Origin of the sequence: Rhodohalobacter sp. (genome assembly GCF_041686455.1) — a bacterium.
In the GTDB taxonomy this organism is placed as follows: Bacteria; Bacteroidota; Rhodothermia; order Balneolales; family Balneolaceae; genus Rhodohalobacter.
Genome location: NZ_JAWLDW010000028.1, coordinates 1 through 26,430 on the forward strand (window position 1 = coordinate 1; position 26,430 = coordinate 26,430).

Annotated in this window: 28 protein-coding genes, 1 tRNA gene and 1 pseudogene; 16 read left to right on the top strand and 14 right to left on the bottom strand. The window is 39.0% G+C overall.

Features of this window, described 5'->3' with window-relative positions:
- A pseudogene (locus tag ACESM0_RS05370) lies at positions 1-270 on the bottom strand (hypothetical protein); the annotation flags it as partial.
- A 348-nt stretch (positions 271-618) separates the two neighbouring features.
- On the opposite strand from ACESM0_RS05370, the gene ACESM0_RS05375 reads away from it, so the two are divergent.
- A complete protein-coding gene (locus tag ACESM0_RS05375; protein ID WP_372904397.1) occupies positions 619-1,122 on the top strand; it encodes a hypothetical protein in 504 nt (167 codons plus the stop codon).
- 227 nt (positions 1,123-1,349) lie between these two features.
- Here ACESM0_RS05375 and ACESM0_RS05380 read toward each other — a convergent pair.
- Positions 1,350-1,423 (bottom strand) — tRNA-Val (locus ACESM0_RS05380).
- Positions 1,424-1,538: 115 nt separating this feature from the next.
- Here ACESM0_RS05380 and nusB point away from each other — a divergent pair.
- From nusB to ychF, 3 genes are read left to right on the top strand one after another with little or no spacing between them, the layout of a single operon-like run.
- Positions 1,539-1,994: a transcription antitermination factor NusB gene (gene nusB, locus ACESM0_RS05385; RefSeq protein WP_372904399.1), complete on the top strand. Its 456-nt coding sequence runs from the start codon at positions 1,539-1,541 to the stop codon at positions 1,992-1,994.
- Between the two features lie 3 nt (positions 1,995-1,997).
- Entirely contained in the window at positions 1,998-2,660 is a 663-nt protein-coding gene (locus ACESM0_RS05390; RefSeq protein WP_372904401.1) for a metallophosphoesterase family protein, read from the top strand.
- Between the two features lie 11 nt (positions 2,661-2,671).
- Positions 2,672-3,766: a redox-regulated ATPase YchF gene (gene ychF, locus ACESM0_RS05395; RefSeq protein WP_372904403.1), complete on the top strand. Its 1,095-nt coding sequence runs from the start codon at positions 2,672-2,674 to the stop codon at positions 3,764-3,766.
- Positions 3,767-3,802: 36 nt separating this feature from the next.
- Here the strand turns inward: ychF and ACESM0_RS05400 are convergent, their stop codons facing one another.
- The 5 genes from ACESM0_RS05400 to pckA all read right to left on the bottom strand — a co-directional run bounded on the left by ACESM0_RS05400 (position 3,803) and on the right by pckA (position 9,616).
- Positions 3,803-4,447 (bottom strand): SPOR domain-containing protein, encoded by a 645-nt coding sequence (locus ACESM0_RS05400; protein ID WP_372904405.1) that lies wholly within the window; start codon positions 4,445-4,447, stop codon positions 3,803-3,805.
- 5 nt (positions 4,448-4,452) lie between these two features.
- Entirely contained in the window at positions 4,453-5,316 is an 864-nt protein-coding gene (locus tag ACESM0_RS05405) for an aldehyde dehydrogenase family protein (RefSeq protein WP_372904407.1), read from the bottom strand.
- 34 nt (positions 5,317-5,350) lie between these two features.
- A complete protein-coding gene (locus ACESM0_RS05410; RefSeq protein ID WP_372904409.1) occupies positions 5,351-6,871 on the bottom strand; it encodes an aldehyde dehydrogenase family protein in 1,521 nt (506 codons plus the stop codon).
- Between the two features lie 61 nt (positions 6,872-6,932).
- Positions 6,933-7,841 carry a deoxyribose-phosphate aldolase gene (gene deoC, locus ACESM0_RS05415; RefSeq protein WP_372904411.1) on the bottom strand — a complete coding sequence of 303 codons (909 nt, stop codon included), beginning with the start codon at positions 7,839-7,841 and terminating at the stop codon, positions 6,933-6,935.
- Between the two features lie 170 nt (positions 7,842-8,011).
- Positions 8,012-9,616: a phosphoenolpyruvate carboxykinase (ATP) gene (gene pckA, locus ACESM0_RS05420; protein WP_372904413.1), complete on the bottom strand. Its 1,605-nt coding sequence runs from the start codon at positions 9,614-9,616 to the stop codon at positions 8,012-8,014.
- A 299-nt stretch (positions 9,617-9,915) separates the two neighbouring features.
- Here pckA and ACESM0_RS05425 point away from each other — a divergent pair, with 299 nt between their 5' ends.
- The 4 genes from ACESM0_RS05425 to ACESM0_RS05440 all read left to right on the top strand — a co-directional run bounded on the left by ACESM0_RS05425 (position 9,916) and on the right by ACESM0_RS05440 (position 15,889).
- Complete coding sequence (locus ACESM0_RS05425; protein WP_372904449.1) at positions 9,916-10,773, top strand: carbon-nitrogen hydrolase; 858 nt, start codon at positions 9,916-9,918, stop codon at positions 10,771-10,773.
- A gap of 116 nt (positions 10,774-10,889) precedes the next feature.
- Positions 10,890-13,475, top strand: a complete 2,586-nt coding sequence (gene leuS / locus ACESM0_RS05430; RefSeq protein ID WP_372904415.1) for a leucine--tRNA ligase — start codon at positions 10,890-10,892, stop codon at positions 13,473-13,475.
- A 6-nt stretch (positions 13,476-13,481) separates the two neighbouring features.
- A complete protein-coding gene (locus ACESM0_RS05435; protein ID WP_372904417.1) occupies positions 13,482-13,820 on the top strand; it encodes a tRNA-binding protein in 339 nt (112 codons plus the stop codon).
- Positions 13,821-13,870: 50 nt separating this feature from the next.
- Positions 13,871-15,889, top strand: coding sequence for an ATP-dependent helicase (locus ACESM0_RS05440; RefSeq protein ID WP_372904418.1), 2,019 nt, complete (start codon positions 13,871-13,873; stop codon positions 15,887-15,889).
- On the opposite strand, the gene ACESM0_RS05445 is transcribed toward ACESM0_RS05440, so the two are convergent.
- On the bottom strand, positions 15,886-16,119 hold the full coding sequence (locus ACESM0_RS05445) for a hypothetical protein (protein WP_372904420.1): 234 nt from the start codon (positions 16,117-16,119) through the stop codon (positions 15,886-15,888). The genes ACESM0_RS05440 and ACESM0_RS05445 overlap by 4 nt on opposite strands.
- 59 nt (positions 16,120-16,178) lie before the next feature.
- Between ACESM0_RS05445 and der the strand changes: the two genes are divergently transcribed.
- From der to ACESM0_RS05475, 6 genes are all read left to right on the top strand, one after another.
- Entirely contained in the window at positions 16,179-17,489 is a 1,311-nt protein-coding gene (gene der / locus ACESM0_RS05450; protein ID WP_372904422.1) for a ribosome biogenesis GTPase Der, read from the top strand.
- Positions 17,490-17,585: 96 nt separating this feature from the next.
- Positions 17,586-18,278: a NuoI/complex I 23 kDa subunit family protein gene (locus tag ACESM0_RS05455; protein ID WP_372904424.1), complete on the top strand. Its 693-nt coding sequence runs from the start codon at positions 17,586-17,588 to the stop codon at positions 18,276-18,278.
- Between the two features lie 14 nt (positions 18,279-18,292).
- On the top strand, positions 18,293-18,844 hold the full coding sequence (locus ACESM0_RS05460; protein ID WP_372904426.1) for a hypothetical protein: 552 nt from the start codon (positions 18,293-18,295) through the stop codon (positions 18,842-18,844).
- A gap of 5 nt (positions 18,845-18,849) precedes the next feature.
- Complete coding sequence (locus ACESM0_RS05465; RefSeq protein ID WP_372904428.1) at positions 18,850-19,461, top strand: hypothetical protein; 612 nt, start codon at positions 18,850-18,852, stop codon at positions 19,459-19,461.
- Positions 19,448-19,927: a redoxin domain-containing protein gene (locus ACESM0_RS05470; protein WP_372904430.1), complete on the top strand. Its 480-nt coding sequence runs from the start codon at positions 19,448-19,450 to the stop codon at positions 19,925-19,927. The genes ACESM0_RS05465 and ACESM0_RS05470 overlap by 14 nt, the downstream gene beginning before the upstream one ends.
- A 185-nt stretch (positions 19,928-20,112) precedes the next feature.
- Complete coding sequence (locus ACESM0_RS05475; RefSeq protein ID WP_372904432.1) at positions 20,113-20,466, top strand: response regulator; 354 nt, start codon at positions 20,113-20,115, stop codon at positions 20,464-20,466.
- Positions 20,467-20,470: 4 nt separating this feature from the next.
- Here the strand turns inward: ACESM0_RS05475 and ACESM0_RS05480 are convergent, their stop codons facing one another.
- The 4 genes from ACESM0_RS05480 to ACESM0_RS05495 are packed head-to-tail and all read right to left on the bottom strand — an operon-like array spanning position 20,471 to position 23,128.
- The gene (locus ACESM0_RS05480) at positions 20,471-20,806 is read right to left on the bottom strand and encodes a hypothetical protein (protein WP_372904434.1); all 336 of its coding nucleotides are present in this window, start codon (positions 20,804-20,806) and stop codon (positions 20,471-20,473) included.
- Entirely contained in the window at positions 20,803-21,753 is a 951-nt protein-coding gene (locus tag ACESM0_RS05485; protein ID WP_372904436.1) for a succinylglutamate desuccinylase/aspartoacylase family protein, read from the bottom strand. The genes ACESM0_RS05480 and ACESM0_RS05485 overlap by 4 nt, the downstream gene beginning before the upstream one ends.
- Complete coding sequence (gene rimK, locus ACESM0_RS05490; RefSeq protein WP_372904437.1) at positions 21,746-22,678, bottom strand: 30S ribosomal protein S6--L-glutamate ligase; 933 nt, start codon at positions 22,676-22,678, stop codon at positions 21,746-21,748. The genes ACESM0_RS05485 and rimK overlap by 8 nt, the downstream gene beginning before the upstream one ends.
- Before the next feature lie 3 nt (positions 22,679-22,681).
- On the bottom strand, positions 22,682-23,128 hold the full coding sequence (locus tag ACESM0_RS05495; protein ID WP_372904439.1) for an ATP-dependent zinc protease: 447 nt from the start codon (positions 23,126-23,128) through the stop codon (positions 22,682-22,684).
- 165 nt (positions 23,129-23,293) lie between these two features.
- Here ACESM0_RS05495 and ACESM0_RS05500 point away from each other — a divergent pair, with 165 nt between their 5' ends.
- Together ACESM0_RS05500 and ACESM0_RS05505 are read left to right on the top strand one after the other, a co-directional pair.
- Positions 23,294-24,361 carry an alanine racemase gene (locus ACESM0_RS05500; protein WP_372904441.1) on the top strand — a complete coding sequence of 356 codons (1,068 nt, stop codon included), beginning with the start codon at positions 23,294-23,296 and terminating at the stop codon, positions 24,359-24,361.
- Positions 24,358-24,855, top strand: a complete 498-nt coding sequence (locus tag ACESM0_RS05505) for a hypothetical protein (protein WP_372904443.1) — start codon at positions 24,358-24,360, stop codon at positions 24,853-24,855. The genes ACESM0_RS05500 and ACESM0_RS05505 overlap by 4 nt, the downstream gene beginning before the upstream one ends.
- A gap of 15 nt (positions 24,856-24,870) precedes the next feature.
- Here ACESM0_RS05505 and pssA read toward each other — a convergent pair whose 3' ends face one another.
- Positions 24,871-25,692 carry a CDP-diacylglycerol--serine O-phosphatidyltransferase gene (pssA, locus tag ACESM0_RS05510; RefSeq protein WP_372904445.1) on the bottom strand — a complete coding sequence of 274 codons (822 nt, stop codon included), beginning with the start codon at positions 25,690-25,692 and terminating at the stop codon, positions 24,871-24,873.
- 3 nt (positions 25,693-25,695) lie between these two features.
- Entirely contained in the window at positions 25,696-26,343 is a 648-nt protein-coding gene (locus tag ACESM0_RS05515) for a phosphatidylserine decarboxylase family protein (RefSeq protein WP_372904447.1), read from the bottom strand.
- Positions 26,344-26,430: the final 87 nt, after the last annotated feature.

A 26,430-nucleotide genomic window follows, 5' to 3' on the forward strand; every position in this document is an offset into this window, starting at 1 on the left:
ACCGGTCAGCTCCATCGCCACAATCGTATTTTCGAATGTAGGTTCGGAATCCTGAGTGGAAATGCTGTCAATCTCACTTAATTCTTCTTCCATTCCGCGTTCAAACGCTGGCATGAAGTGCCGGTTCTCAATGACATCAAAGTCTGGAGCTTCAAAAGGAAGTGTGCTTTCTGTATAAAATGGATTTTCACTCATAGTAGTATCATTACTGCTGCACCCTGTAATCCACAGAGCTGTGATGAATAGAATTAATATTGCTACTTTACTCATAATAGAAATTATTTTTGATGGATATATTTAATTAAATTAAAGCGTACTCTAATGGAATACAAGGCATTTTGGCAAGAAAAATGGTATTGTTTGTCTGTCTATTAGTTCTATTAATAATTGACACTACTAATTATTAAACACTGAAGAAGTACGATAAAATACCTACGTGAAAATTCTCTAATAAAACCGTTAATAACACGTGTTTTTAAGTAAGAGTCCAAGAATATTATTACATTAAATCATGATTTAGCGATATAGGTTTGCAGAATTAGAGATCCTGCAAGTCGGCAAATAGGAGTTGGTAACGTCCTAGTTTATTTTAAGGGTATTCTAATCAGAGGACTAAAAATGAAATGGGTAAAGACATTTTCCAGTACAATGGGTATACTTCTCATTGTAGCATCAATTATTAATTTAGGGTGTAATACGCACTTCTCAGATTCCCTATTTAATTCAGATCGTTCTCAGCAGGGGGTTATGAATCAATATACACCCGACTCTCCAAATTATTTAACCTACAACTCGTTACAAGATTCTCTTTCTCTAAATCAAATTTATGCTGATTCATCAGACCTTTTTTTAAAAGATGATTTAATAGAAACTGTTGATTGGGAACATCGTCAATCTACACCCGATGTTCACAGAGTTACTTTTGAAATAACACACCATGCGGACTCTGTTTCGACAGAAATATTTGCCTGTGATCAAACCTGGGAGAATGTTATTCACTGCTCTGATACGGCGCATTTTGTGATTACAGCCATAAAAGGAGAGAGAGAGGTTACATATCGCGACTCCATCAACCTGAAGCTTTTGAATAAGCTGTTTGTTCAGGAACGCTCCGAGAACTGATATTCATGTAACCTATAGTCAAAAATAAAATTTCTGACACTTCCCGGAAGTAAATTTCGCTTATCTATATAAACACAGATTATGGGTTATCCGTAAGATTTGCACAAAACGAATGGCCAATTCCCAATTATTTTATTAGGGTAAAGTCATAAGTCAGTGTTACCTCATTATTGCGACGTGTAGATAGTTTCAAAATGAGAGATTTAGAAGAAGGGAATGGTTAAATGTGGGTTCAGGCAGATTCGAACTGCCGACCTCTACAATGTCAATGTAGCGCTCTAACCAACTGAGCTATGAACCCGAGAATTCAAATATACGATACAGAACGTTTGAATAGCAAAAGAAATCGTTGACTTTTCTTTCGGCTGAACGGAAAGCTTTGTATTTTTAAAGTCTTTGAAAATTTATACAAATGTATGTCAAACAGAAGAGCAGCCCGGGAATCAGCATTAAAAGCTATTTATGCTGTTGAAATTGGAAAAAGCCGTACACAGGATGTTACTAAAAATATTATTAAAGCTAATTTAGCAGACGACACAAATGCAGTAAAGTTTGCAGAAAAACTACTGCTCGTTACTGTAGATAACGCTCATGAATACGATGAAATCATTCAAAGCCATATAAAAAATTGGAAGGTAGAGCGCCTTGCTACTCTTGACAAATTAATTCTGAGAATGGCAATTTCTGAATTTCTCCACTTTACGGAAGTACCGACTAAAGTAACCATAAATGAATCTATTGAGTTAGCAAAAGAGTACTCCACCAGGAAAAGTGGTAATTTTGTGAACGGCATTTTAGATGCTGTTTTGAATCAGCTCTCAGAAGATGGAAAAATCACTAAAAAAGGCAGAGGCCTTATTGAATCCTCATAATTAATGGCTAACCAACTTATTGCAATAGGAGATATACATGGGTGTTCTCAATCGTTAATAGCGTTATGGAATAAGCTCGAAACGTACTCCGATTCTACTTTTATTTTTATTGGTGATTATATTGACCGTGGACCTGACTCGAAAGGGGTTGTCGACTTTCTTCTAAAAGCTCAAGAAGAAAGAAAGTGTATATTTCTGCGAGGAAACCACGAACAAATGCTTCTTGATTCTCTTGAATCAAAAAGAGATTACAACTGGCTTCTCAATGGCGGTGACACTACACTTCGGTCTTATGATGTGGAAGGGGTTGAGCAGCTGCCGGAAGATCATATTGAGTTCTACAGAAATACAGAACTTTTTTATGAGACAGAAGAATATTTCTTTGTTCATGCCGGTGTTCCTCCTTATCAGCCCATCAAGAAAAGTATAGAATCTGATGAATTTAACGATTTTTTCCTATGGGGAAGAGAGCATATTGATTCGTTTGAGACGCCGTGGGAGAAAACCGTTGTTTTTGGCCACACCCCAAGACCACATCCTATCCAAAAGAAAAAAATGATTGGCATAGATACCGGTTGTGTTTATGAAAAACTCGGTTATGGAAAACTAACTGCCGTAATTCTGCCTGATCAAAAATTTATACAACAAACTTCACTCGATATTTAAGCCTGATATTTATGAACTTAAAATGTGGTATTGTTGGATTACCAAACGTCGGTAAATCCACACTTTTTAACGCCTTGAGTAATGCAGGCGCAGAGTCTGCCAACTTTCCATTTTGTACAATCGACCCAAATGTAGGGTTAGTTACGGTTCCAGACGAACGATTAAACACACTTAAAAACCTGATAGATCCAAAAGAAACCGTGCCTGCAACTATTGAGTTTGTAGATATCGCCGGATTGGTTAAAGGGGCATCTGAAGGAAAAGGGAAAGGGAATGCATTCCTGTCACACATTCGGGAAGTGGATTTGCTTGTGCATGTTGTTCGCTGTTTTGATGATGATGATATCATTCATGTTGAGGGTTCTGTTGATCCGGAACGCGATATTCACATCATTGAGGATGAGTTGATTTTAAAAGACCTGGAATCGGTAGAGAAACGTCTGGAGAAACTAAAAAAAGAATCTAAAAGCGGTGATAAAAAAATATTATCTGATCTGGAGGTTATCCAAAAACTGGCAGATCATTTAGGTGATGGGAACAGTGCCCGAACATTTGAAGCTGATCAGGAAGAGAAAAAAGCCTATCGCGATCTATCACTTTTATCCGATAAACCTGTCTTATACGCATGTAACGTAGCAGAGAATGAGTTAAACAGTGGAAATCAATATGTAGAAACTGTTCGGGAAATTGCCAATCAGTTTGACGACGAGATCGTCACATTTTGTGCAAAAATTGAGGCGGAAATTGCAGAACTGGATGAGGAAGAGAAAGAGATGTTTTTGGAAGAACTCGGTGTTGAATCTGCAGGGTTAGACCGCTTGATCCAGGCTGCTTACAAAAACTTGGGTCTCATTACTTATTTCACGGCGGGACCAAAAGAGGTGCGTGCATGGACCATCACTGAAGGTACTAAAGCACCACAAGCTGCCGGGGTTATTCACACTGACTTTGAGAAAGGATTTATACGGGCTGAAACCATCTCTTTTGATGACTATGCTGAGTTGAAGTCAGAAAAAGCTGCAAAGGAAGCCGGTAAAATGAGACAGGAAGGTAAAGAGTATACTGTAAAAGACGGTGATGTGATGCTATTCAGATTCAATGTTTAGGTTTGAATAGCACAAATCGTTATTTCTTCAGAAAATTTACCGAATATCATTATCCGGTGAGTTTTGCTCTGGTTCAGAATCAATATCAATTTTTTTAAGGATTTCTCTAAAACGAAATGTAGTTGTGTCTGCGGGTACATTTTGAGGTTCTATTCGATCGTGAACAACCCATGCTTCCGGATACTGCTGTTTAATGAGTCTTGAAAACTCTATAGCTTTATCTCGATTTTGAAAATCACCGGTTCGTACACGGTAATACGGTTGGCGAAAATGAACGTATGCGTTTGGTTTATAGGCCTCCATCGTTGTATCAGACCAAGCCACAAAATTATCACGAGTCGTATCAGCATGTATAACATCGCGTGTTGATAGAATTTGAACCCTGTAGCCTGCAAATTGATCAGTCTCTCTTTCTTCAACGGCAATTTCTCTCGTGAAAAGCTCCGGCATATCATGCTGAATAGTAGCAAAACGATCTGTTAACCGGGTTCTGTTCAGATAAAGTGTACGCTCAAACTCATCCAATTCCTCAAGGGCAAACTCTTCCAGGGCTTCATCAGAAATTTCAAGATAAGGTGAGCGTTCTGTGGTGGTACGATCATCGTTTTCTGTTGCAGACTCTGTGGTAGAGCAGCTCAAAAGAAGTGGAAAAAGTAATAAACTTAGGATCAGTTTTTTCATATTGACTATACGCCTGCTGGATGCCATGTGGTTTTACTTTCCTGAAATTCGAGTATGAGGTATGGATTTTCGTGTTTTTCATCAAACCAACTATCAACAGGGTAGTGATGTACACGTTTTACACTTATAGATGCATTCAGGTCAATAAGTTTCCTTGTTTCCTGATTATCAATTGAATTGAAAACGGCGTTTACATCCATATGTTTTGTTAAATGATCCAGCATTTCATCTCTGAACCCTGTCAGTATGTTCACTACTCCGCCGGGAACATCAGATGAATTCAATACCTCACCAAAGCTGACGACTACAAGGGGATTTGTCTCAGAGGCCAAAACCACACAACTATTTCCTCCTGCAATGACCGGAGCCACCTGTGATACAATAGAAAGGAGAGGTGACTCATCAGTACTGATAATCGCGACGACGCCCGTTGGTTCAGGTGCTGTAAAGTTAAAGTGCTGGCTTGCCACAGGGTTGATTGTCCCGAAAACCTGAGGATATTTATCCGTCCAGCCCGCAAAATAAACCAATCTGTCAATCGACAAATTCACTTCTTCTGCGGCAGCTTTAGCCTTCATGCCACCAAGTTCCAGCTCTTTGATGAATTGCTCTTTTCTTCCTTCCAGCATTTCTGCAATCCGATAGAGAATTTGTCCGCGATTGTAACCTGAACGGCCGCTCCAGTCTCCAAATGCAGATCGAGCCGGCAGCATAGCATCTCTAACATCTTTTCGTGTGCAACGGCAGGCATTGGCAATTACACTACCTGATGCATCTTTAATGGGATACGTTTTCCCCGACTCACTTCTTGGAAATTTTCCGCCCACATAGGTTTTGTAGGTCTTCAATACTTCAATTCTATCTGACATAGCAACACTTTTTTAAATAAATATTTAGATCAGGTTATTTCAAATTAACGTAAGGGTAGAGGCCGTGCAAACCACCTTCGCGGCCCATCCCGCTCTCTTTGTATCCGCCAAAAGGAGATGTGGGGTCAAATTTATTGAAGGTGTTAGCCCAAACTACACCTGAACGAATTTTTTGGCTTACTTTAAAAATCTTGGATCCTTTATCTGTCCAAATTCCACCGGCAAGCCCAAATGGTGTGTTATTTGCCTTATCGATAGCTTCTTCCGGTGTTCTGAAGGTTTGAATGGTTAATACCGGGCCAAATATCTCCTCCTGCACAATTCGGTTACTCTGGCCAACATCTGTAAAAAGGGTTGGTTTGCAGAAATATCCGTTTTCAGGAATATCAACGCTACTCTGATGGATTGTTGCGCCTTCATTTACTCCAATTTCAAGATATTCGTTAATTTTATCGTACTGCATTTTAGAGTTAATAGCACCAATGTCGGTGTTTTTATCCAGCGGATCTCCAACAATTAAGGTCTCCATCCGCTCCTTTAATTTTTTAAGAAGTTTGTCTGAAATACCTTCCTGAACTAAAAGCCGTGAACCCGCACAGCAAACATGTCCTTGATTGAAGAATATAGAGTTTATAATTCCTTCGACGGCCTGATCTATTGGTGCATCTTCAAATACAATATTGGGTCCTTTGCCACCTAACTCAAGAGTAAACTTCTTCTCCGTACCGGCCAGGGACTTTTGGATTATCTTACCAACTTCGGTAGAGCCGGTAAAAGCAATTTTATCAACATCCGGATGATCTACAATTGCGGCTCCTGTGGGGCCGGCTCCGGTTACAATATTAACGACACCGTCCGGTAAACCGGCATCCTGACAAATTTCAGCAAATTTAAGTGCGGTGAGAGGAGTAGTTTCAGCAGGTTTAAGTACTACGGTATTTCCGGCAGCAAGAGCAGGGGCGATTTTCCATGATAGCATCAATAGTGGAAAATTCCATGGGATGATTTGCCCGCATACGCCAACAGGATCAGCTTTGCGGCCGGGAAATGCATAATCCAGTTTATCTGCCCAGCCTGCATAATAGAAAAAGTAAGCCGCGGCTAATGGAACATCTACATCACGTGATTCACGAATGGGTTTCCCGCCATCCATAGACTCGATTATCGCCAGATCTTTTGCGTGTTCCTGAATCATCCTGGCCAATCGGTAGATATATTTCCCTCTCTCTTTGCCGGATAGTTTACTCCAGGTTTTTTCATAAGCCTTACGCGCCGACTTTACCGCAGCATCAACATCTTCAGAAGTTGCTTCCGTAAATTCTGCCAGTGGCTTTTCGGTAGAAGGGTTGATGGTATTCATCATCCTACCTTTTTTTCCGGCAACAAACTCACCATTTATAAAGAGATCATACTTTTCTTTAAGCTTGATATGACCGCTGCTTTCAGGTGCATCGCTATAGGACCAAAAAGAATTAAAATCCAGTTTCAAATCTGAATTTGGAGAGGTAGGTTTGACTTCACCGTTTTGAGACTTCTCTTTTGTTGATTGAGTCATAATGTAAAATTGTTCTTATATAAAAAATAGATATTCTTTGTAAAGTACTGAACAGCAGCCCTTAATCATTCGAAAAGTAATTTGAACTTTGGTAAACACCTGTTTCCTGTTTCACGATTTGCATCAATAGATCATTCGTTAAGGAACTGGCGCCAAACCTAAACCACTCGGGACTCAGCCAGGAAGCACCAAGTGTTTCTTTAACCAGAACCAGGTACTGTAAAGCCTGCTTTGCCTTTCGAATTCCACCGGCTGGCTTCATGCCAATCATTTTTCCGGTAGCCTGATAATAGTCTCTGATTGCTTCCAGCATAACAAGTGTAACAGGCTGAGTTGCAGCGGGTGATATCTTACCGGTTGATGTTTTAATGAAATCAGCACCGGCGTACATGGCGATGTCGCTTGCTTTTCGAACATTTTCATATGTCTCAAGCTCACCTGTTTCAAGAATTACTTTAAGGTGTGCATCTCCGCAGGCTTCTTTGATGGAGGCAATTTCATCGTATACAAAATTGTAATTACCCTTTAAAAATTCTCCCCTGGAAATGACCATGTCGATTTCATCTGCACCGGCATCAACTGCAAATTTTGTGTCCTCCAGCTTCACCTGATGCGAAGCCATTCCGCTTGGAAATGCAGTAGCCACACTGGCAACATTAATGGATGTTCCTTTCAAAGCATTTTTTGCAGTTTTAACCATACTTGGGTAGACACATACGGCGGCTACAGAGGGCAAGTCGGGCATGGGTGCATAAGGTGTTCGAGCCTTGCTGCAAAGTTGGATCACTTTCCCTTCAGAATCTTTGCCTTCCAGAGTTGTAAGGTCAATCATACTCAATGCAAGTTTCAAAGCCTGCATCTTTGATTCATTTTTGATGCTTCGTTTATTTAGGCGACTTACACGTTCTTCAACACCTACTTTATCAATCGAAACAGTACTGTTGAAATTTGGCTGTTGTTCTGTATTCATTCAATTAAATCTCATATTCCATTTATTCGATGATGTAAATGTAAGGATATTCAACACTGTCTAAAAGTATTCAGTAGAGATATCCTAAGGTGTAGGTGAATCTTGCATAAATAAAAAACCCCGGCCTACTGGAAGTAAAACCGGGGTTTTGCTTAGAAGTATATGGAAATTTAGATATTCGGTCCGGCAGCAAGGAGCTCTTCACTGGCCTGATCGCTAAATTTTCTGAAATTTTCTTTAAACATCCTGGCTAACTCAGCAGCTTTGTTATCGTAAGCGTCCTTGTCAGACCATGTCTGTTTTGGTCGGAGTACTTTATCAGGTACACCTTCAACTGAGGTTGGAATTTGAAGCCCAAAAATTGGTTCTGTAACGAATTCCACATTATCCAGATTTCCTTCCAGTGCTTCGTTTAGCATCTTACGAGTATGAGAAAGTTTCATTCTGTTTCCTACTCCGTACATTCCACCGGTCCAGCCGGTATTTACCAGCCATACACTTGAGTTATGTTTCCTTATTTTTTCAGCAAGAAGCTCAGCATAAACTGTGGGGTGCAATGGCATAAAAGGAGCACCAAAACATGCAGAAAATGTTGCCTGTGGCTCGGTTACTCCACGTTCAGTTCCTGCAACTTTGGCTGTATAACCACTAATGAAATGATACATTGCCTGTTCAGGAGTTAATTTAGAGATAGGAGGGAGCACGCCAAACGCATCAGCAGTAAGAAAGACCACATTCTCCGGATGACCTCCACGCCCCGTATCACTCGCATTTGGAATGTATTGAATTGGATAGGCACAGCGGGTATTTTGTGTCAGGCTGTCATCGGTAAAATCGGGGACTCTATTTTTGTCCAGAACAACATTTTCTAATATCGTGCCTGGCATTTGAGTTGTTTGAAAGATCTCTGGTTCATTGTCAGGGGAGAGATTAATGGTCTTTGCGTAGCAACCACCTTCGATGTTAAAGATTCCATCATCACTCCAGCCATGCTCATCGTCACCAATCAGTGTTTTACTGGAGTCAGCAGATAACGTGGTTTTACCGGTACCCGATAATCCAAAGAAGACTGCGGTTTTGCCATCTTTATCCACATTTGCAGAACAGTGCATTGCCATAACATTCTTTTTGGGTAAAAGGTAGTTCATAACAGCAAAAATACCTTTCTTTACCTCACCTGAATAAAGTGTACCACCAATAAGTATGATTTTTTTCTCAAAATTGCAGAGAATAAATGTACTAGAACGTGTGCCATCAACTTCAGGGTTTGCCTCAAAATTAGGAGCAGCAAGAACAGTAAACTCAGGATCATGAGTTTTGAGTTCTTCTTCTGATGGATTGATAAACATATTGTGAGAAAACAAACCATGATAGGCAGCCTCACTGACGATGCGGACATTTAGTCTATATTTAGGATCAGCGCCTGCATAAAGATCTTTCACATAAACTTTTTTGCCATCAAGGTAATCAACCACTTTTTTATGCAGATTTTCAAATACTTCTTCGGATATGGGCTGGTTGATGGGGCCCCAGTCGATATCATCATTAATGGATGGTTGTTCAATGAGAAATTTATCTTTGGGTGAGCGGCCTGTATATTTTCCGGTTTGAACCAAAAGAACCATTTTATCAGTTAGTTTCGCCTCTCCGTTATTTAAAGCTTGCTCATAAAGCTGAGAAGGGTTCAGATTCCACAGCGCTTTTTCTGTATTCTTTAGTCCAAGATAATCTAGCCCAATATTGCTTTTTGGCTGATTTTTGTAGTCGATTTTCATTAGTATGCTTTTCTTTAGAGATTTAGTTCTTAGAGAAAACTGTTAGCAATTTGTATCGGCTTACATCTTTACTGTACCACCCAAAAAATCCCCGATGGCGATGAATTAGCAGATTACATGTTATAGTTGATATCATGTTATGGTTGATATAAGGTATAGCTTTCCCTTCTTTTTTTGAAAAGAAAAGCGCTTTCAAAAGCTATTTATTTCAAATGTCTGATTGAACTTAAATGGGTATTACAATCAATTTCCTTACATTCATTTTTTAAACATATCTACAGGTAACTTTTAAATCATTTCTGAACACCGTGAAATTTTCTGCCATACAATACAGCTGCAGTACAAACATAGACGAGAATATTGACAAGGCCGAATTACTAATTAGAAAATCAGCTCAGAATGGAGCTGATGTTGTTGCTCTGCAGGAGTTGTTTCACACTACATATTTTTGCCGTGAAATAAATCAGAAATATTTCAATTGGGCAGAGCCGATTCCTGGACCTATGTCCGAACGTTTTAGCAGACTGGCTGCTGAACTTAAAATTGTTCTATTACTGCCACTCTTTGAAAAGAAAGCGCCCGGTGTGTATTTCAATACTATGGTAGTTTTTGAAAAGGATGGGAGCATTTTAGGAACATATCGGAAAATGCACATTCCAGATGATCCCGGCTTTTATGAAAAGTACTACTTTACGCCAGGGGACAGAGGGTATAAGGTTTTTGAAACATCAGCCGGTAAAATCGGCACCCTCATCTGTTGGGATCAGTGGTTTCCAGAAGCAGCCCGACTTACCGCTTTAGAAGGAGCCGAAATTTTAGTCTATCCAACAGCAATCGGAACACTGCCTGAGGAGAGTGATGTGGATAAAAAAGAATTTATGGATGCCTGGTTAACTATTCAGCGAAGTCATGCCATTACTAATGGATGCTTTGTTGCGGGTATAAACAGGGTTGGAGTGGAGGAGGGTACTAAGTTCTGGGGCAACTCATTTATAGCAGGTCCTTTCGGACAGATTCTTGCCCAAGCTGGTGAGAATGAAGAAATTCTGAACGTCAACATTGACCTATACTCCATAGAAAAACAGAGGCAAACCTGGCCTTTCTTCAGAGATCGCAGAATTGATTCCTATCATGACATTCTGAAGCGTTTTAAATAACAGCACGTCTAAATTGACGCTGAGATTGAGATGACCCTGACTTATTATTTCTTTATCTTTGATAGCTATATATAAATCCATTTCATAGATCAAATTAACGTAATCTTAAAGAATTAATGAGTTCTTACGATCCTTCAAAAGTTGAGACCCGCTGGCAAAAATATTGGCTGGAAAATAAAACGTTTAAAACACCAGAAGATCACGACAAGCCAAAGTATTATATCCTGGATATGTTTCCATACCCAAGCGGATCAGGTTTGCACGTTGGTCACCCTGAAGGATATACAGCTACAGATATTTTAGCTCGATACAAGAGAATGAAGGGGTTCAATGTGTTACACCCGATTGGCTGGGATGCATTTGGACTTCCGGCTGAGCAGTATGCAGTAAAAACAGGCACACATCCGCGAGATACAACCGAAAAGAATATCAACCGGTTCAGGGAACAGCTTCAAATGCTCGGCTTTTCATACGATTGGGACCGGGAAGTGAATACGACAGATCCCGATTACTACAAATGGACTCAGTGGATTTTTTTACAACTCTACAATAAAGGGTTAGCCTACGAAGATGAAGTGCCTGTAAACTGGTGCCCCGAGCTCGGAACCGTTCTTGCAAATGAAGAGGTGATTGATGGCAAGAGTGAGGTTGGAGGATATCCCGTGGTCAGAAAGCCCATGCGGCAGTGGGTTTTGAAGATAACTGAATATGCAGAAAGACTGTTGGAAGACCTGGATGATCTTGAGTGGCCGGATTCAACCAAAGAGATGCAGCGGAATTGGATAGGGAAATCCATTGGTGCAGAATTAGACTTTCAAATTAAGGATTACGATGATAAGCTGAGAGTATTTACAACTCGCCCTGATACACTTTTTGGTGCAACTTACATGGTACTTGCTCCTGAACACCATCTTGTAAAAGAGATTACAACAAAAGAGCAACGGCCTGAGGTTGAAGTTTATGTTGAGAAAGCGGGTCATAAATCCGACCTGGAAAGGCAGGAAGTGAAGAATAAAACCGGTGTTTTTACCGGAGCCTACGCTATCAACCCTGTCAATGGAAAAGAGATCCAGATTTGGGTAGCGGATTATGTGCTGGCGCATTATGGTACCGGTGCTATTATGGCTGTGCCTGGTCAGGATGAAAGGGATTGGGAGTTTGCCGAAAAATTTGATCTGCCTATAGTCCGCACCGTCCAGCCACCAGAGGATTTCGAAGGAAAAGCCTACACGGAAGATGGCCCGGCCATTAACAGCGATTTCTTGAACGGCCTCCACATAGCTGAAGCAAAAGAGAAAATTACGGAATGGCTTGAGGAGAATGGAGTTGGTAATAAAAGTGTGAACTTTAAACTGCGTGACTGGTTGTTCTCCCGCCAACGCTACTGGGGTGAACCTTTTCCCATTATTCATGTCGATGGAGAACCCAAATCGCTCCCAGAATCTGAGCTTCCTGTAACATTACCTGAAGTCGATGATTTTCAGCCTACTAAATCAGGTGAACCGCCATTGGCCAGAGCTGAAGATTGGATTAAAACGACTGATCCCGAAACCGGGAAAGAAGCAATTCGTGAGACGAATACTATGCCACAATGGGCAGGTTCATGCTGGTACTATCTAAGATATATCAGTCCTGAATTTGCCGGCGGTCCGGTAGAAGCTGACGAAGAGAAATATTGGATGCCCGTGGATCTCTATGTTGGTGGAGCTGAACACTCTGTATTGCACCTGCTCTATGCACGTTTTTGGCACAAAGTTTTGTTCGACTGCGGTGTGGTAAGTACAGAAGAGCCTTTTCAAAAATTGGTTCACCAAGGGATGATACTTGGCGAAATGGAGTACACAGCTTTTGAAAAAGAGGGAAAAATGATCTCTGCAGACGAAGCTGACGATATGGATGAAGTTCAGAGATTACCTCTATCAGAATCTGATGTTGAAAAGAAAGGTGACCGGTTTGTGATGAAGGGAACTGAAATTACAGTTGAGGCTCGAGCACATAAAATGTCTAAATCACGTGGAAATGTCATCAATCCGGATGATGTGGTTGATCAGTATGGAGCTGATTCACTGCGCCTTTATGAGATGTTTATGGGGCCGCTTGAGCAGGTGAAACCATGGAGTACCAAAGGTGTAGAAGGTGTAAATCGCTTTTTGAACCGTTCATGGAGACTATTCCTGGGTGATGGTGAGGAAGAAGTGTTGAACATTACTGAGAGTGAACCTGACAGGGATCAGCTTAAAGTTCTGCATGAAGCTATAAAGAAAGTCACTGAAGATATTGAAAATATGCGGTTTAATACGGCAATATCTGCATTGATGATTTTTGTAAATGAAGCCAATCAATGGAATTCTGTTCCAAAGGAGATTGCTGAAGACTACATTTTGCTTCTGGCACCATTTGCTCCGCATTTGGCAGAAGAACTTTGGAGAAAATTGGGTCATGAAGAGAGTCTTGCTTTCGAAGACTGGCCCGAACTCAAAGAAGAATACCTTAAGAGCGATACCATTGAGTATCCGGTTCAGATCAACGGTAAAGTTAGAGAGCAGATCCGGGTACCCGCTGAAAAAGCCAATGACAAAGAGTTTGTTATCGGGCTTGCTAAGCAGCAGGAAAAAGTTCAAAAATATCTTGATGGATCAACGGTCGTAAAAGAGATCTTTGTACCGGGCAGAATTATTAACCTCGTTGTAAAACCCAACTAATCTGTTTTGAAGACAATAACCTGGGAACAGTTTGAAAACGTAGAATTTCGGGTTGGGACAGTACTGGAAGCTGAAGAATTTCCCGAAGCTCATAAACCTTCCTACCTGCTTCAGGTCGATTTTGGCCCGGAGATCGGCATCAAGAAGTCGAGTGCTCAGATCACAGATCTCTATTCAAAGAATGATCTGGTTGGAAAACAGGTTATTGCTGTGTTAAACTTTCCGCCCAAACAGATTGGTCCAATCATGTCGGAATGTTTGATTACGGGATTTTACAGAGAAGATGGGAGTGTGGTCCTAGCCATACCTGACAAAAAGATTCAAAATGGCGCGCGATTAGGCTGATTTATCTAAACATGTTTTTTACATACGGCCAAATTTAATAGTTTACGGCCATGAAAAAGTTTGTCCTCTCCAAAGACGATATTTCTCCGGCTGACTATACTATTGAGTATGAGAACCTATTAAATAAGGCTCAGCTGGATGCCGTCATGCATAATGATGGACCGGTTCTTCTTGTAGCCGGAGCAGGTACGGGAAAAACAAGAACGCTTGTATATCGTGTGTCGAGACTGGTAGAAAGCGGATCAGATCCATCTGAAATCCTTTTGTTAACGTTTACCAGAAGATCAGCCCACGAAATGTTGCGTAGGGCCAGTCAGATACTGGATGAGAGGTGTCAAAGGGTAGAGGGAGGGACGTTTCATCACTACTGCAGCAAATTGCTACATCAGAATGCTGAAAGTATAGGATACCCCGAAAACTTTACAATAATTGATGCTGCTGATGCAATGGATGTAATCAACCTGGTGCGCAGCAGGATGGATATTCCAAAGGAGAGAAAACGATTCCCAAAGAAATCAACTCTTTATTCAATCATTAGTAGTTCTGTAAATAAGCAGCGATCTATTAGAGAAACGATTGAAGATGAGTATCCTCAATTTATTTCATATTTAGAAAAAATTGAAGAGTTATACTCTAAGTATCAAGACTACAAAGAGATAAATTTTGTCATGGACTTTGATGACCTGCTAGTAAAAACTCGGGATCTGCTTCTTAATAATGAAGAAATCAGGACTCAGGTTGCTTCTAAAAACCGCTACGTAATGGTGGATGAGTATCAGGATACCAATGCTTTGCAGGCTGAATTAACCCGGTTGTTTAGCAGCTATCATAAAAATGTAATGGCTGTAGGTGATGATGCGCAGAGTATCTATTCATTTCGGGGCGCCGATCATAAAAACATGATGCGGTTTCCGGATCTTTTTGAAAACACCAGAATTATCAAACTGGAAGAGAACTATCGTTCAACCCAGCGAATACTTGATGTGGCAAACCGTGTGTTAGAAGAAGCCCGGGAAAAATTTGACAAAAAGCTTTACACGAACAACGAAAAAGGAGATCTGCCGGGGTTGGTCAAAGCAGCAAATATGAATGATCAAAGCCGGTTTTTAACGCAGATGATCTTAAACCTTCGGGAACAGGGATCAGAACTCAATGATATAGCGGTGCTGTTCAGAAATGGCAGGGATTCTTTTGATCTGGAAGTCATGCTGAATAAAAAGGATATTCCGTACATCAAATATGGAGGGCAAAAATTTACGGAAGCAGCTCATGTTAAAGATGTGCTTGCTCATTTGCGGGTCTTGCTCAATCCAAAAGACTCAATTTCCTGGAATCGGATTTTAATGCTTATTGATGGCATTGGTCCTAAAACGGCTGAAGATCTATTTTTGTGGTCTCATCAAAACGGGGATCCATTCCGTCCTCAAAATGCTCCAAACATCAGTGAACGATATTTAACGCAGCTAAAAGCATTGGGTGATCTGTTTTCTAAATTAAAACAACTTTCCGGTTCGGTTCCGGAGCAACTGCAGGCCGTAGTGGATTACTATTCGGTATTTTGTAAAAAACGGTTTGACGATCATCCGAAACGGATGAAAGACCTTGAAACCTTCGTTGATATATCGGGAACATACCGTTCCCTGGATGTTATGATTGAGGAGATTGCCCTGGATCCCATCGAAGCTACAGCAATTGAAACAGAAACTGCTCAAAAAGATGAAAGCCCGTTAATTTTGAGCACGATTCATTCGGCAAAGGGACTTGAATGGCGAACAGTTTTTCTCATTCAGTGTTTGGATGGTATTCTGCCTTCAGGTTACGCTTTGGATGACGAGGATCAGCTTGATGAAGAAGTAAGGCTTCTTTATGTGGCCGTGACGCGCGCAAAAGAGAACCTTTTTATTACATATCCGGCACTATTTCAAAGTCGGTACGGTGACTATTTTTCCAATCCCTCTCGCTTTATTGATAGCCTTTCAGATGAACTTGTAGAGCCTTGGTTGCTTGTTGAGGAAAATGAATCTCCTCAAAATCAAATTGAAGGGGAGGGCAGAGAATTAGAAAGTTAGAGTTTCTTCAACTGCTTTCTCTGTTTAATCATGTCCGCTATAAGCCATAAAACAGGATAAATCGGTATAAAAATAGCCAGTGAAAAGAATATAAATTGTCTGTGTTTTGGTCTATCAAGAGAGCAAATTCCGGCTACTCCGGCCATCCAGAATACAAAGAATAAAAACGCCAGGAATGAAATCCCCAATGATCCGACAAAACCAAAATAGTTGTATAAAGTTTCAAGCATTAGCTTACAATAAAAATCATTAACTTTCGCTCTTCTAAGATAAACAATTAATAAAGAATATGAATCCAACAGTATCAATCGTTGGCAGACCCAATGTAGGAAAATCTACACTATTTAACCGACTAATAGGGAGAAGAAAAGCTATTGTCCATGATGACTATGGAGTAACAAGAGACAGGCATTATGGAGAAAGCTACTGGAATGGCAGAAATTTTACCGTTGTAGACACTGGCGGATATCTTCCGAATGAAGAAGATGTAATCACAGCAGGTATAAGAGAACAGGTTCACATGGCAATGGAGGAATCGGATGTAATTCTGTTTGTTGTTGATACTGAAAGCGGAATTAGTTCCCTTGATCAATCTGTAGCAAATATGCTCCGTAAACAGGAAAAACCGGTATTTCTTGTCGTGAACAAAGCGGATAATGAGAAAAAAACGATGGAAGCCGTTGAATTTTATAGCCTTGGATTTGATGAAATTTACCCGGTTTCAGCTATCAGTGGTACCGGAACCGGTGATCTTCTGGATAAGGTAGTTGAGAAGTTACCTCCAGAAAAAGCTGAGATAGAAGAGCCTAAATTTCCCAAAATAGCTTTTGTAGGTCGCCCTAATGTCGGTAAAAGCAGTCTGATGAACGCATTATTGAAAAGTGACCGCTGCCTTGTAACAGATATTCCCGGAACAACACGCGACTCTATCAATAGTCAGCTGGAGTATCAAGGAAAAAATTACATAATCGTAGATACAGCCGGACTTCGAAAAAGAGCTAAAGTGAAAGAAAATGTAGAATTCTACAGTACCGTTCGAACCAACAGGGCAATCAAAGAAGCGGATGTAGTTATTTTAATGCTCGATGCAAATCAGGGATTTGATGATCAGGATAAACGCATCCTGCGAGAGGCTGAAAATTTTAATAAAGGAATAGTAATCGCACTCAATAAATGGGATGCAGTACCGGAAAAAGACACAAATCTTTTAAAAGAGTTTCATACCTACATCTACGGTAAAGTTCCGACGATGAAGTATGTACCAATTATTTCTATTTCTGCTTTAACAGGGCAGCGAATTGAAAAAGTAATATCAACAGCCGAGAAAGTTATTCAAGAACGGAGGAAAGAGATATCTACTCCGGAACTGAACGACTTTATTGGAGATATGTTGAAGGAGAGGGCGCTTCCTGTAAAGCGAGGTCGTAAACTTAAAATACAGTATGCGGTTCAAGTTAAAAGCAATCCGCCTGTGTTTAAATTTTTTATGAACAACCCCCAGGAATTACCGCCAAATTATAGGCGTTTTATTGAGAGTAAATTACGCGAAGAGTATGGCTTTGAAGGAGTGCCGATTACTATGGTATTTCGACAAAAATAACTTATATAGTTATGTAATTATCTTTGAACTCGATAGTATAAAGGCTTATTTTTAATTCAAAATCAGTATCAGAAATCTTTTTAAACGCGCATCAGAATGCAAAAAAATCTAGATAAACCGTCTGCTAACCCCATAAGCGAAGATTTTCAGCGGGAACGTAAACTGTCATTTCTGGAAAAACTCTACATTCCTGAAATCTTAAAAGGGATGAAGTATTCCTTTAAACAAATGTTTGCACCCACATTTACGATGAATTATCCGGAAGAGAAATGGGATCCACCGGCTTCTTTTCGTGGACGTCCGGTATTGGTTGAAGACAACGGCGAAGAGCGCTGTGTTGCTTGCGGGCTTTGTGCTCGGGCCTGCCCGCCATTGGCAATCAGCATGCAGGCTAACGAAGATTCTGATGATCCAAAAGAGCGGTATCCCAACTTTTTTGAGATCAACATGCTTCGATGTATTTACTGCGGTTATTGCGAAGAAGTTTGTCCTGAAGAAGCAATTGTGATGAGTAAAGACTACGATATTGTTTTTGAGTCGCGAGAAGATGCAATCTACGACAAGGAAAGACTGTTAGTTGCTAAGGAAGATCTATCCGACCGTTTGGAATTTTTAAGAGAATATAAAAACAGACAGTTTGGTCAATTCTGGGATTTCCAGGAAGAGAATAATATTCACTCTGTGAGAGATAGAGATACCGATTGGAATACAGGTCTCTCCCTGGTTGATATGCTCGAACAACAAAAGAAAAATGATGCTACAGAAGCGTCTAAAAACTGGTCTGTTTAGTTCGGTAGCTTATTATGATGACTGATCAGGAAGTTACTCAGGAACAGTATGAACAATTGATGGAGGATGTGAGTTATCTCGCAGACGAAGCTGAGGCTCTGCAGTATGTCATAGACAGAGTGCCACACTCTGAAGACCCGCCTGAAGGGATATCGATCTACACTACGTTAAAATTAATCGATCACGCCCAGACAAATTACTATCGTCCAATTATAGAACAGATTTTTAAAGAAAACCGTCTTCTTGATCTGTCTGAGTTTAAAGAGTACAAAGAAACCTTCGAAGTTGAAGAGGATGAAAAAGATATCCAAAAAGTTTTAAGGAAAATCTCAAAGCATCGTGCAGCGCTTCTCAATGTGATAAAGAACATACCACTTATTGATTGGGAGAGAGGAGTTAAAAACAGATCAGGTCGAATAATTACACTATATGATTTTGTACAAGGCATGGTTAGACAAGAGAGAAAACATCTCAAAGAGATTACGGATCTGATTTTGATCTATCAGAACGAAAAGATGGCTCAAAAAGAGATCAATGCAAAAGCTAAAAATCGTCAAAATAACTGATATGAATGATTTGGAGTGAAATATTAATCATTTTAGTATCAGCTCTTGGAGCAGCATATATATTTATTGCCCTGGAGAGCAAACATCAAGACGTTAAATTTACCTGCCTGTTTGTATTGATCTCAATTATTTTTTTTCAGATTAATAAACTTCTGGATTATAGTAGTTCATGGATTGTGTCTGAAGTGCTTTTACTTTCAATTTTCTCTATGGTATTGGTCATTCTTTTGATAACAAATAGGAAACTGAAGCCTGAATTTGCCAGATATCCTTATATTCTTACTTATTTTCCAATCGTTATACCAATTCTTTACCCATTGATTACCGGTAATGAGTCCATCATTGAGTTGGTACTTCAACTAATACAAATAGCAGCAATACTTTCATTGATTTTTATCTTATTGAGCCATTTTGAAGAAAAACGTGAATTATTTCTCACCACACTTGCAGTAATATTATTAACATCATCCGGAATACTTTTTTGGATCGAGGAACTGAATTATATAGGGTTTTGGTTATGGCAAACATTAGCTGCCATAGGTCTTGGTTTGCTAAGTTTCACTTTAACTAAATTCTATAATTCAAACTCAAGTATTAACAGATATGGCCATTACTAAAGGGGACACCGTACAGAATTTTACACTTCAAAATTCAAATGGGGAACAAGAGAGTCTAAATGATTTAATTAAAAATGGTAAAGCCGTTCTTTTGTTTTTTCCCTTGGCTTTTTCCAGTACTTGTACTGAAGAGTTATGTGTAACCAGGGATAACATGAAGCTATACAACTCTCTGAATGCAAATGTTGCCGCTATAAGTGTAGATAGCTTCTTTGTGCTAAAAGAGTTTAAAAAAGCTAACAATTTGAACTTTACGCTATTAAGTGATTTCAACAGAGAAGTTTCTGAGCAGTTTGATATTATCTATGATGATTTTTACGGATTGAAAGGAGTGCCGAAGAGAGCTGCATTTGTGATTAGTGAAAACCTAAATGTAGAGTATGCTGAAGTTTTAGAAGATGCGAGCAAATTACCGGACTTTAGAGCTATTCAAAAAGTCCTTTCTAATTCCAGTACCGCATCCTAAACTAATTAACATGCGTTGAACCAGGGGAGTATGGACGTGTTATTACAAATCAGTGACATAGCGTGCAATTTACTTAACTTTACATAATATATATTATACGAGTAATGATAAAGCATTACATTCATCCTATTTATTTTTATTACCTTATTTACCAATAACTTTACCCTATTTCATACACAGTACATATGAAAATCTTTATTGTCGAAGACGATCGCCTCTTACAGCTAATGCTAAAAAAAATGGTTGAACACTTAGGTCATATCATTAGCGGTACTGCAGTTGAAGGTTCTGAAGCGATTAAAAAAATAAAAGAGACCTCTCCTGATTTGGTTCTTATGGATATTCAACTGAAAGACGAAATTAATGGCATACAGGTTATAGAAATCCTAAAGAGAGAAATTGATATAAAAGTAATTTACATCACCGGCAACTCTGACAACAAATTTAGAGAGAAAGCGAAAAAGTTTGGGTTCGTTGATTATCTCATTAAACCAATTTCAGTCGATATTCTCCAGGAATCGGTTACAAAGGCTGTTTAAGAATTTAGTTCTGATCAATTTGTATATCGAACTTGCCTTCTTTATTACTATCTAAACGGATTTTATCAAGTATAGCTACGACCGGAACAGCACCTTCAACTATATAGAGACCTTCATCATTTTTTTTAAGTCTTTTATCCATTCTCGTAATATCAATGATCAACAAAAATAAATTCTTTCTGCCTGAGAATTTACTATTCAGGTAGTCGTTTACTTTTTCTGCCTCTATGAGCGTTATTTTATTGTTTTCTACAAGTTCTTCAGGCTTAAATTCTCCGCCTCTTGTAATATCGGACCATTTTCTTGCTGACACTACGTAAAATAATAAATCTGATTTCATGGTTTTGCTCTGTTTGCGATATGTAAGATTGCATCTCCTTTATGAACAACAGGATTATAATTTAATCCTATGACTTTACCGTTATAGTTACTGACTACCTTTACAGTTTCATTACCGTAGGGATCTGTAATTCGTCCTAATAACTGCCTTTTATTGATGTTGTCCCCTAAAACAACTTTTGGATGAAATAAGCCGGCGATTTTAGCCCTTATCCAACTTGATTTCTCAAATATTTCTGTTTGCTGAGGTTCAGGTGCATTTTGGATCATACCCAAATACTTCATTAACCGTTGGGTCCCTTTAATGGCCTCTTCAATACCAAAATTATCTATGCGTAATGATTCGCCTGTTTCAAACACGAGGATTTGTTTTCCTTTTTTAAATGCAGCTTTTCTAAATGATTTTTCAATCAACTTAGAATGTAAAATTACGGGTGGTGAAAAAACTTTTGCCAATTCAATGTTCTCAGGTACATCAAAGGTGCAACGAATTTGTGGAAAATTGGATCTGCTGGCACCACCTGTATGAAAATCAATACCGTAATCTACCTTAGGTATTATTTCTTTCATGATGTTATATGCAACCAGATTGGCCAGTGAGCCGCTTTTTGAGCCGGGAAAGCTGCGGTTGATATCTTTACCATCCGGAACGCCACGTACATTCTGTATAAAGCCATATACATTCATCAATGGAATAGCGATTACTGATCCGCATTCAGGTTTGAGAATATTTTTCACCAGCATTCGCCTTATAATCTCAATCCCGTTAATTTCGTCGCCATGCAATCCACCCGAAATTAATAGTACCGGGCCCGGATTTTCCCCCCTTATAACACGAACAGGCAGATCAATACTAGTATATGTGGGTAATCTTGCAATAGAGAGGTTTATCAGTTTATCCTCTCCCCTTGCAACTTTTTTTTCATTTATTTCTATGTAATCATGCATTGGACTTAAACTTCTTATTTTTATTGAGTTTAGAACTCTCAATGAGGTCAACTAAATAATTTATAAGTTCTGAGGCTACGTCTTTATTTGTCGTTTTCTCGATTCCTTCAAGACCGGGTGAAGAGTTTACCTCGAGCACTAAAGGACCTCGTTCTGATTGTAGCATATCTACGCCAGCTACGGATAAACCCATAGCTTTAGCTGCTGTTAAAGCAACTTTTCGCTCATCTCTAGATAGCTTAATCAATTTACCGGTACCGCCTTGATGTAAATTTGATCTGAATTCACCCTCTTTGCCTTGTCGCTTCATAGCTCCAACTACCTTATTATTGATCACAAATGCACGGATATCCGCACCTTTAGCTTCTTCAATAAATTCCTGGACAATTACCCGAGCTTTCATACTGTGAAATGCTTCAATAATAGATTCAGCAGCTTTTTTAGTTGGAGCCAAAACAACACCGTACCCTTGAGTACCTTCAAGTAGTTTTACGATTAACGGAGCGCCACCCACACTATCAATAATTTTTTTAACCTCTTTACTGTAGTTTGTAAAAACAGTTTTAGGCATACCCACACTAGCTCTTGCCATTATTTGGAGACTTCTGAGTTTATCGCGAGAGCGAACCAATGCTTGAGACTCTACGGCAGTAGGAATATTCATCATTTCAAACTGGCGTACTACTGCAGCTCCGTAAAAAGTAACGGAAGCACCAATTCTTGGAATAACAGCATCTATATTCTGTAAGCGTTCACCTTTATAGTATATAGATGGCAAATCCTGTTCAATCACTATATCACATTTCAAGTGATCCAAAACAATAGCTTTATGCCCTTTGTTTTCAATCGTCTCGATTAATCTTTTCGTGGAGTAAAGTGATCGGTTTCTTGAAAGAATTGCAATTCTATATGCTTGATGCTTCATAGATTATGATAAGTCTTGTTGAGTTAAATATTTTTTAGATACATCTACTAAAAATTTATTGGATAAAAACTTACGCCCAATTAAAACAGGAAATTTCATTTCTGATCTGTCGGTGAGGGTAAGTTCTATAGTGTGAATTTTTCCAAAAAACCTGATTTTTCTTTTTATAGTGAACCTTTCTTGTATCTGCCCATTTGAGCTTTTTACTTTTCGAATTTTATGAATCGGAGCCGAAAATGGATTTTTCTCGTATTCTGGATGTTTGGGATCCAGCAGGATGAATTGAACCCAATTTTCGCCGTTAGATTTTATCTGCTCTAAATGATGACAGTGTAAACTAGACGTGTAAGCCCCGGTATCAATTTTTGCTTCTAAATTTGAGATAGAGAATTCAGGAAAGTCTATTTTCTCTAATCTACCAATGATGAATTTCGTATTCTTTTTCTGCAAGTTTTTCCTTTTTTTGATGGTTCAATTATAAGACCTTTTAGAGTGTAATTCATTCATAATTTCAGTTAATACTCTTTAGAAAATAGATCATATCAAGATCTGCTATCTCTGATCAATGAGTTATAATTTTATATTTAATATTTAATCCGGTTATAATTAACGAAAATGGTTCATTCTCCTATACTATTATTAGATAAAATTCGCTGTAGAAATAACATAAAAAGAATAGCTTACAAAGCAGAAAAACTGGGTTTAAGTTTTCGTCCCCATTTTAAAACACATCAATCGATAGAGATCGGGCGTTGGTTTCGTGAATTTGGTATAAACGGGATTACAGTTTCTTCAATAGGAATGGCTAAATATTTTGTTCAGGATGATTGGGATGATATAACGATCGCATTTCCCTTTTATCACGGAATGATTGATGGTCTGAAAGATCTCCAGGAAAAAGCACAACTCCGGCTATTTTTAAACCGGGAAGGTGATGTGTCGTTATTAAACAATGAATTAAAAAAAAGCTTTAAGATTTATATTGAAATTGATGCAGGATATGGTCGCAGTGGAATATCCATTACTGAAAAAGAAAAAATCAAAAACCTAATCAGTGTAATTAAAAATGGTAAAAACTCTGAATTTCATGGGTTCTATATCCACGATGGAGGAACCTACAAAGCTCACGGAAAATCAGAAATCAAGGAAAAGGTAAAGCAATCGTTATCCGCTTTGAGAGAACTAAAAAAGCTTTATCCGGAAGCAAAGACCTCATTGGGTGACACTCCTTCTGCATCTGTTTTAGAAGATTTTGATGGCATTGACGAAATCACACCCGGTAATCTGGTTTTCTATGACTGGATGCAGGTCCAAATAGGCAGTTGCAATCCAAATGATGTAGCAGTTTCTGTTAAAGTCCCGTTCAGCCAGAGAATCAGTAAAAATAAGGTAATCGTACACGGCGGAGCAGTTCACTTTTCGAAGGATTACATTGAGCAAAATGGTTATAAAAACTATGGCCAGGCTTTTAAAATAGAAGAAAACGGTATAGTTCCTTTTGATGGAGTAATGCTATCCGGACTGTCTCAGGAGCATGGCACTCTAAGTGGATTCGATCCCAAAATAGTGGATGAAAACAATTTCATAAGCATCCTTCCGATTCATTCCTGTTTAACTGTAAATCTGTATAATTGCTATCACACCACAGAAGGTGAAATTATACAAAAACGAACTTTGTCATGACTCAGAAATTGAAAATTGAAGAGAAGTACTCCCGTTTCTGGCCGATGATTGCTACAATAAGTGGAATAGCCGCAATTATTCTATTCGCTTATTACCTTATGGTTGATGAAGTGTTACTTGAAGGCTTTTTACGTTTGATCTCATTTTCATTCTTTGCTCTAATGGTTTTAAGCCTGTTTAAAGTAAAAGACGGAAAGGTAGTGATCTCATTTATATCTGAAGACAATACACTCTACCTTAAGTACCACGTGCGAGACAGATTGGTTTATGAAGAGAGTTTTCAACTTCAGAAGATTAAAGACTTAAAAATCGATCAGATGCCAAATAAATCGCTTTACAACGATTTTGCAAAAAAAGATCGCTGTGTAAGATTCAAAAAGGGAAAATCAAATGATTGGATTTATATGGCACAGCTTTTTGGTAGAGTGATTCCCTTGACTCATGAAAATGCTGTTAAAATCGAAGATTTTGTTAATCAGGAAATCAAAAAGTAACGTAAACCCTTACTTTCAAAAGTTTACTCCATTGTCCAGCGGATCTGGCTCGTCTGTAAAGGCTTGTTTCCAGAATATATAAAGGCCCATTATCAAACCTTTAAGAATAAAAAAGGAGAATACTACGATCAGTCCTATGTCTTGTAATATTAAAATTATAAAAAGATAAACGGCTAAAAGAATGATCCTCGCCTTATATTTCTTGACAGATTCCCGATCAAAACGAGGAATTTTGTCGAATGGTATGGTGCTAACCATTAAGAAAGAGAGTAGAATAACAACAGGAATCAACACACTTATAACTCCCTGTTCAAATCCATCAAACAGGAAAAGTTTATTATTAAAGGTTAGGTAGAATCCTGCAAACATGACTGCTTGTGCAGGGATTGGCAAACCCCTAAAGTAGTTTAACTCGTCATATTTAGACTCAACGTTGTATCGTGCTAAACGAATGGCCCCACATAGAGGTGGCAGAGCGCTTAATAAAATTCCGATGATAGCAAGCTCATTCAGAGCAAAAATATAAATTAGAAACCCCGGTGCTACACCAAAAGATACTACATCACTTATTGAATCCAGTTCCATTCCAAATTCGCTGGTTGCGTTAGCAAGCCTTGCCATAAAACCATCCAAAACATCAAATAAACCGGCTAGAACAATAAGCCACGATCCAGCTACCAAATTTCCATCAGCAACCAATAATATGGATAGAAATCCACAGAATAGGTTCATCAACGTGAAAAAACTCGGCACAACAATTTTGGGAATCGGTTTTAGTTTTTTCCTTTTACCCTGTTTCCCCTTTTTAAACCTGAGTTTTTGAATGGGATATTTCATGAATTATTGGATTTTTCCGATGATTGACTCCCCTGCTACCGTCTTGTCTCCAATCTTCACATTTATCTTAACTTTTTTTGGCAGCAACAGGTCCATTCTGGAACCAAATTTCATTATACCGAATCTTTCTCCCGCTTTCAGTTGATCACCTTCTTCTAAATTATATACGATTCGCCGAGCCATGAACCCTGTAATCTGCTTAAACATCATTTTCATTCCTGATGGATGCGTCACACCAAAATGAGCTCTCTCATTCATTTCAGAAGCGTGGTCTTCCCATGCCATCAGATATTTTCCGGGGTAATACTTTATATATTCCAGCAAACCCGTTATTGGATTTCGGTTTACATGTACGTTAAGTGGGGACAGAAAAATACTTACCTGTGTAACCTCTTCACCGACATACTCGTCTTCCTTGACATCTTGTATGAGGACTACTGTACCGTCTGCCGGAGAAATAATAAGTGAGTCATCATCTGGTGTGTTTCTGTCCGGATCTCTGAAAAAAAAGAGAACCAATCCGCAAAGAACAGCTAAAATTGGATATACAACATAGCCCAACCATACAGGAGCAAAAGAGACGGCAAAAATAACAAGTAAACTGAACCCAAATACAACAAGTATAGTTGAAATACCTTCTTTAGCAAGCATCAGTAATTAGCCTCCAAATGTGCGTAAAATGTCATTAAAAGTAACGAGAATGAATAGTCCGATGAGCAGTATAAAACCAAGTTGTTG

Excerpts from the sequence above, each read along its gene's own strand:
- ACESM0_RS05405 (WP_372904407.1), bottom strand. The coding sequence starts at position 5,316 with ATGTCAGATAGAATTGAAGTATTGAAGACCTACAAAACCTATGTGGGC.
- pssA (WP_372904445.1), bottom strand. The coding sequence starts at position 25,692 with ATGAAATATCCCATTCAAAAACTCAGGTTTAAAAAGGGGAAACAGGGT.
- ACESM0_RS05440 (WP_372904418.1), top strand. The coding sequence starts at position 13,871 with ATGAAAAAGTTTGTCCTCTCCAAAGACGATATTTCTCCGGCTGACTAT.
- rimK (WP_372904437.1), bottom strand. The coding sequence starts at position 22,678 with ATGAAGCATCAAGCATATAGAATTGCAATTCTTTCAAGAAACCGATCA.
- ACESM0_RS05475 (WP_372904432.1), top strand. The coding sequence starts at position 20,113 with ATGAAAATCTTTATTGTCGAAGACGATCGCCTCTTACAGCTAATGCTA.
- ACESM0_RS05400 (WP_372904405.1), bottom strand. The coding sequence starts at position 4,447 with ATGAAAAAACTGATCCTAAGTTTATTACTTTTTCCACTTCTTTTGAGC.
- nusB (WP_372904399.1), top strand. The coding sequence starts at position 1,539 with ATGTCAAACAGAAGAGCAGCCCGGGAATCAGCATTAAAAGCTATTTAT.
- der (WP_372904422.1), top strand. The coding sequence starts at position 16,179 with ATGAATCCAACAGTATCAATCGTTGGCAGACCCAATGTAGGAAAATCT.
- ACESM0_RS05410 (WP_372904409.1), bottom strand. The coding sequence starts at position 6,871 with ATGACTCAATCAACAAAAGAGAAGTCTCAAAACGGTGAAGTCAAACCT.
- pckA (WP_372904413.1), bottom strand. The coding sequence starts at position 9,616 with ATGAAAATCGACTACAAAAATCAGCCAAAAAGCAATATTGGGCTAGAT.
- leuS (WP_372904415.1), top strand. The coding sequence starts at position 10,890 with ATGAGTTCTTACGATCCTTCAAAAGTTGAGACCCGCTGGCAAAAATAT.
- ACESM0_RS05460 (WP_372904426.1), top strand. The coding sequence starts at position 18,293 with ATGATGACTGATCAGGAAGTTACTCAGGAACAGTATGAACAATTGATG.
- ACESM0_RS05445 (WP_372904420.1), bottom strand. The coding sequence starts at position 16,119 with ATGCTTGAAACTTTATACAACTATTTTGGTTTTGTCGGATCATTGGGG.
- ACESM0_RS05515 (WP_372904447.1), bottom strand. The coding sequence starts at position 26,343 with ATGCTTGCTAAAGAAGGTATTTCAACTATACTTGTTGTATTTGGGTTC.
- ACESM0_RS05505 (WP_372904443.1), top strand. The coding sequence starts at position 24,358 with ATGACTCAGAAATTGAAAATTGAAGAGAAGTACTCCCGTTTCTGGCCG.
- ACESM0_RS05470 (WP_372904430.1), top strand. The coding sequence starts at position 19,448 with ATGGCCATTACTAAAGGGGACACCGTACAGAATTTTACACTTCAAAAT.
- deoC (WP_372904411.1), bottom strand. The coding sequence starts at position 7,841 with ATGAATACAGAACAACAGCCAAATTTCAACAGTACTGTTTCGATTGAT.
- ACESM0_RS05375 (WP_372904397.1), top strand. The coding sequence starts at position 619 with ATGAAATGGGTAAAGACATTTTCCAGTACAATGGGTATACTTCTCATT.
- ACESM0_RS05455 (WP_372904424.1), top strand. The coding sequence starts at position 17,586 with ATGCAAAAAAATCTAGATAAACCGTCTGCTAACCCCATAAGCGAAGAT.
- ACESM0_RS05390 (WP_372904401.1), top strand. The coding sequence starts at position 1,998 with ATGGCTAACCAACTTATTGCAATAGGAGATATACATGGGTGTTCTCAA.
- ACESM0_RS05500 (WP_372904441.1), top strand. The coding sequence starts at position 23,294 with ATGGTTCATTCTCCTATACTATTATTAGATAAAATTCGCTGTAGAAAT.
- ychF (WP_372904403.1), top strand. The coding sequence starts at position 2,672 with ATGAACTTAAAATGTGGTATTGTTGGATTACCAAACGTCGGTAAATCC.
- ACESM0_RS05480 (WP_372904434.1), bottom strand. The coding sequence starts at position 20,806 with ATGAAATCAGATTTATTATTTTACGTAGTGTCAGCAAGAAAATGGTCC.
- ACESM0_RS05485 (WP_372904436.1), bottom strand. The coding sequence starts at position 21,753 with ATGCATGATTACATAGAAATAAATGAAAAAAAAGTTGCAAGGGGAGAG.
- ACESM0_RS05465 (WP_372904428.1), top strand. The coding sequence starts at position 18,850 with ATGATTTGGAGTGAAATATTAATCATTTTAGTATCAGCTCTTGGAGCA.